The 4,810-nt window shown below is 65.2% G+C and carries 2 protein-coding genes, 1 rRNA gene and 2 pseudogenes; 2 read left to right on the top strand and 3 right to left on the bottom strand.

All coding sequences use genetic code 11. The annotated features are described in order from the left end of the window. Positions 1–109, top strand: a 5S ribosomal RNA gene (rrf, locus tag HUA76_RS44680); the annotation flags it as partial. A 163-nt stretch (positions 110–272) separates the two neighbouring features. Here the strand turns inward: rrf and HUA76_RS44675 are convergent. Further along, positions 273–572 (bottom strand): annotated as a pseudogene (locus HUA76_RS44675) (zinc-binding dehydrogenase); the annotation flags it as partial. Positions 573–629: 57 nt separating this feature from the next. Next, positions 630–1,424 carry a helix-turn-helix domain-containing protein gene (locus HUA76_RS44670; RefSeq protein WP_174464415.1) on the bottom strand — a complete coding sequence of 265 codons (795 nt, stop codon included), beginning with the start codon at positions 1,422–1,424 and terminating at the stop codon, positions 630–632. A 123-nt stretch (positions 1,425–1,547) separates the two neighbouring features. On the opposite strand from HUA76_RS44670, the gene HUA76_RS44665 reads away from it, so the two are divergent. Continuing rightward, on the top strand, positions 1,548–1,934 hold the full coding sequence (locus HUA76_RS44665) for a hypothetical protein (protein ID WP_174459488.1): 387 nt from the start codon (positions 1,548–1,550) through the stop codon (positions 1,932–1,934). Between the two features lie 2,425 nt (positions 1,935–4,359). Here HUA76_RS44665 and HUA76_RS46190 read toward each other — a convergent pair. Continuing rightward, a pseudogene (locus HUA76_RS46190) lies at positions 4,360–4,692 on the bottom strand (transposase); the annotation flags it as partial. Positions 4,693–4,810 lie beyond the last annotated feature (118 nt).

Below are 4,810 nucleotides of genomic sequence, written 5' to 3'. Positions count from 1 at the left end.
CTATGTCGGAGGGGTCACACCCGTTCCCATCCCGAACACGGAAGTTAAGCCCTCCAGAGCCGATGGTACTCCGCGGGAAACCGCGTGGGAGAGTAGGTCGCTGCCGGATTCTTTTTGAGAGAAGCCCCCGTCGCCTCGTGCGACGGGGGCTTTTCGCTTTTGTGCGTCTGGAGTTTCCGACGCCGCGAGGGGCCCCGTGCCCGCTTCGGCCGCCAGGGCGCCCGCGGGCTTGCGGCCCGAGGCCCCCTCGAGGCCTGACGGCCCGCGCGGTTTCAGGGCACTCGCAGCACCACCTTGCCCACCGTCGCGCGCGACTCCAGTCGCTGGTGGGCTTGCGCGGCCTCCTCCAGTCCCACCACCAGCCCCAGCTTCACGCGCAGCTGCCCTCCCGCCAGCGCGCTTCCCAGCGCCTCGCGTGCTCGCCGCTGCAGCGCCGCCGGGTGCGGTGTGCGCAGCCAGTACGCGCTGACTTTCAGCGACTTCGCGTACAGCGTCTCCACCTCCACCGCCGCTGGGGGGCCGCTCGCGCTCCCGTACGCCACCAGGTGCCCGAAGGCCGCCAGCGACTCTCTCGTTGACGAGACAGCGCGATTCGCTGTCGACCCCTGCCATCGATCAGGCTTTTTGCCTCAGCGTGGGTAGAACTGCTCGATGGTGATCTCCTCCGCCAACGCATGGAGGGGGGCGCCAAAGGTCGTGACCGTTGTGAACCACTGGGTGGTGACTCCGTCGACCTCGAAGGTCAGCGGAACCAGGACGGATCCAGCACCGCCAGGCATTGTTGCTGGTAGCGCACGGGCTTCCGGGCAGGTGAGTACTCTCTCCAATACGCGTGCGACCTCTGAGCGGGGACCGCGCAGCCGTGCATTCTCCCTGAGCCGACTGAGCAGGAAGCCCGCGACCTCGGGCCAGTTCCCAATCGCCGCTCGCACGCGACCTGGGGAAAAGACCAGGTCCATCAGGTTGATTCTCCCGAGCGCGTCTCGTCCCTGGCCCATCAGCGTGAGTGCGCCGGTGTTGGCGTCGAGCACCGTCGATGCCGCATCGAGCACGAGGGCGGGATAGGGGTCGTGCGTTCTGAGAATCATCGCCGCGGCCTGGCGGATCTCCTTCATCTCCTCACTGTTCCAATCACTCTCGCCAAACTCAGGCGCGAAGCCCGCCGCGACAAGCAGGGCGTTGCGCTCTCGCAAGCCAAGCATCAATGCTCCAGCCAGTCGCATGACCATGTACTGGCTAGGGGTCGTCCGGCCTGACTCGATGAATGCCAGGTGTCGAGGAGAGACCTCGGCGTCGAGCGCCAGCCCAAGCTGGCTTTTGCCTCGCAACGCACGCCAGTCTTTCAGCAGCGTACCCAGTTCGCTGGTGGTTCCCGGGCCGTTCTTCCGGTGGCCCCTCGCCGGCACGTCGTCGATATCGCGCATCAAAAGGCCCCTTTCGTGGCTCTAGTCGATTCATGCCCGCCGGCGCACTTCCCTCCGAGGTCATTGCGAGGCGGCTGGGCAAAATCGAATCTTCAGGCTCTCTCGTCACCGGAAAGCTTCCTCATGACAGACCGCCTCGTCTATCGCTTCGATGCCATTGCCGCCATCACCATGGGGAGTGCCCTCCTGGTTGTGGCGACGCCCCTCACCACGCTCGCAGGCTGGTCGTTGCCACCTGCCTTCCTGTTCGGCGTGGGGTTGTTTCTCGTGCCGTGGGCTGGTTTCAATGCCTGGGTCTCCGGCCAACCGTCTGTTCCCACCCTGGCCGCGCTGGTGCATCTCACGGTGGATGGCTTGTGGGTGATGGGGAGCGTGGGGCTCCTGGTCGCTCACGGTTCCAGCATGACGCTTGTGGGCATCGTGCTCCTGATAGGACAGGCCGCGACTGTGCTCGGTGTCTTCGCGCTCAAGCTCGGGGCCGTGGCGCGCCCCCGCTTTGCTCGCAGGTGAGCCGAAGGCTCAATGGAAGGGCATTCCTGGCGGAGGACCTGGGTCTTGGAGTGCTCGACGGGTGGCCAAGCGGAGCCCCCAGGTGTGTTCATCAGGGGGCCGTTGTTCGAGCTCGTAGTGTTGACGAGGTGAGTGGCCCAAAGCGGGTCCTCCCTGTCGCGGCAGTGGGCTTCTGGCGCCGGACAGGGGGGCGGTAGCTGTCGTCTTCCCATGACGAGGACCGTGATGTGGTGGAGCGGGGCGGTCGGTCCATGGCGGAACCGGCCATCAGCGGGTCCCTGAGACGCCGAGGTCGCTCTCCAATCTCTCGGTTGGAGGTGATGTGACCCTGCTCTTGCGCGCGTACCACTGGCGGATGCCCTCGTAGAGGTCCACCGGCTCATCCTGGGACAGTCCGCGAAGGACGCGGTCATCGATGATGGGCAAGTCTGGCGAGGTGAAGCGCAAGCGGGCGCTTCTCGTAGCTGCCCATGAGACCCGTGCGCCCCAACGCATGAGCAACTTGTCGGTGCCGAGGTAGAGGGTACTGTAGCCGGCGCGGCACTCACCGTGGCCGAGGTCCTGTGTCAGGTGGGACTTTCTCAGTGGTGGTGGCCGACGATGAGCACTTTGTCTTGGCGCTCCAGGACGCCACACATGCATGGCTCCAGAGGGGTTGAAGTTGGCATCCTCGCAGGAGGTGTGACGCACGTGCTGGGACAGTTGCTCGGAGTCGAGACAATCCACCGTGTCGCTCGGCAACTCGGAGAGGAAATCGGAGTGGGGGAGGGGGTCGTCCACAGCCCGCTGGGTGCGCAGTTGCGGGGATTGAGGGACGCCGGCCAGGCGCAGCTTCTCGCGCATGGGAATCAATTCATCAGCTTGCCGACATCATCGAAATCCGCCTGCGCCACCTCTCCTGGCCGGGGACGGCCATGTCCTCGCTCCGTACGCGTGCGCCCCGAGCCTTCTGCACCCATGCGCTTCATGGCCGAGGCGCTCGCCTCGAAGCCGCCTACCTCCAGTCAAGCCCGCGGTGGGTGCTGAAGCCACAGGCCTTGGACGAGCAGCGCCTCCACTCGACCCTGTCCAGGACACCGGTGAGGATGGCTGCCTCGGTGACACCTTCGACGGCAGGTGCGCCTGCACCACCGCCTTGAGCGCTTCGTGCTCAGGTCCCTCGTCAGCGGGGCACCAGTACGCCGGACCGCCACGAGAGCCCGCGATGCGCCCTCACCCTATTCGGCCCCATGCCCAATTGCCGGGATACTTGGCTCGCACTCTTCGCTATACGGGGTGCAGCCGCACCAACGCTCTCAGCCAGAGTCATGTCTCGCCCCCCGGTAGCTCACCCTCGGGCCCCAGGGAGCGCCGCCGTGGCGGTGCTCGTGACTCATGAGGATGCATGGGCATGGGAGGACTGGCTGGGCAGACTCGCAGCCCTCTCGCCAGCCTCGCCTTTCCAACCGTCTTTCCAGTGCCAGGATCCGCGCGCTGCCCCGATTCGCGCTCCGCTTGGCCGCCCGCGCTGCGCACAGCACAACTTCGGTGAAGACCCTCCTGCGCGCCAATACCCCGGTCCGTCACACCACGCCCATGGACCCGTTGTCGGACCACTCGGTGAGGTCTCCCAGGTGATTTGCGCCTCGCTCAGTCTCTGGGGTGAGACACGACGGCCGTGACAGAAGTCTCCGCCTTCATTCGGCCTGTGAGCTACCAGTCCCCGTTGCAGTGAAGACGCGAGAGGACGCCTCGCAGCCACAGCAGGTCCGCCCGTCCACCATGACATCCTGGTCGACCGTAACGTTGGTTGCGCCCGCCGACATGCGAGCCTCTCGTCTCGATAGATTCTTAGCGGGGCTGTCCTCGGACGATCGTGCCTCCATGTCCGAAGTACACAGCGCGGTTCCGAGGGATTCGTGCCGTGAGGCTCCAATTGAGCGCCCGAGGGACGGATGACGCGCGCACAAAGCAGTGCGCTTCGCCCGGGGCAAATTCATAGCCGTGTATTCATGTTTTTGGAGTGACTATGTTTCGGCTTGAGGAGTTCCCTGGCGGTGGCCAGGTGTGGCCGTGTCACGTCGACGTCAAGAGCAGGGCAAGTAAGGGGGGGCACAATGCGGCTGACCAGTCTCAGGTTATCGCCATCCGAGACTCAAGCGTGGTACGGCCTTCACATCGAGCTTGCGCGTCGACGTCTCCACGTTCTGCTGTGGAAGGGGCCGCCGCGTTGAATATAGGCATTCTTGCAGTGGAATACGTGCGGTTGCCCTCTTTGACTCTGTGAAGCGAAAGAGTCCCTTGCGTTCTACGTGCTTGTTCGTGCCGCCGAGCTTGCGATGCGCGCCGGGCACTTCCACTGCCCGCGCGCACCACGGCGACCGTTTCATGGGACTGAGCGTCACCCGCTTCGGTGGCTCTCCCGCACTTCGTGTGGACCGTTGGTTCAGACGGTGAGCAGCACTCGACGACGCAATAGGTCGAAGTTGGCGCGGCCATACATCTGACGCTTGAGGAGCTTGAGCTTCGTGATTTGACCCTCGGCCTGGGCGTTGCTCCAGGGAGAGGTCAGGGCAGCCCGGACGGCATCGCCGTCCTGTTCGAGGCCCTCCGCAAAGGTTTCCACCGCGCGTACTCCGCACGCACGAGCCTCGCCCAACCACGCTTCGAAGGGCCTGCAGGACCTCGTTGGCCTTGCTCGCTGTGAAACGCCCCGCGAGCGCACGAGTTCGCAGAACCGCCGGGTCAATGCGACGACACGCGACGCTTCCGGTGAGCGTCAAGGTAGATGTCGCGTGAGAGGGTTCAGCCGATGCGCTTCATCTCCTGCACGGCCGGGGTGAGGCTGGGCGAGGGGCCCAGGCGGACGGAGCCTGCGGGAGTCCAGTTGCGAGTGA

This window comes from Myxococcus sp. CA056 (assembly GCF_013336715.1).
Lineage (GTDB): Bacteria > Myxococcota > Myxococcia > Myxococcales > Myxococcaceae > Myxococcus > Myxococcus llanfairpwllgwyngyllgogerychwyrndrobwllllantysiliogogogochensis.
This window is presented reverse-complemented; position numbering and strand designations above follow the sequence as displayed.

What these genes read in the sequence shown, in the direction of transcription:
- HUA76_RS44670 (WP_174464415.1), bottom strand. Translation starts at nt 1,424, where the DNA reads ATGCGCGATATCGACGACGTGCCGGCGAGGGGCCACCGGAAGAACGGC.
- HUA76_RS44665 (WP_174459488.1), top strand. Translation starts at nt 1,548, where the DNA reads ATGACAGACCGCCTCGTCTATCGCTTCGATGCCATTGCCGCCATCACC.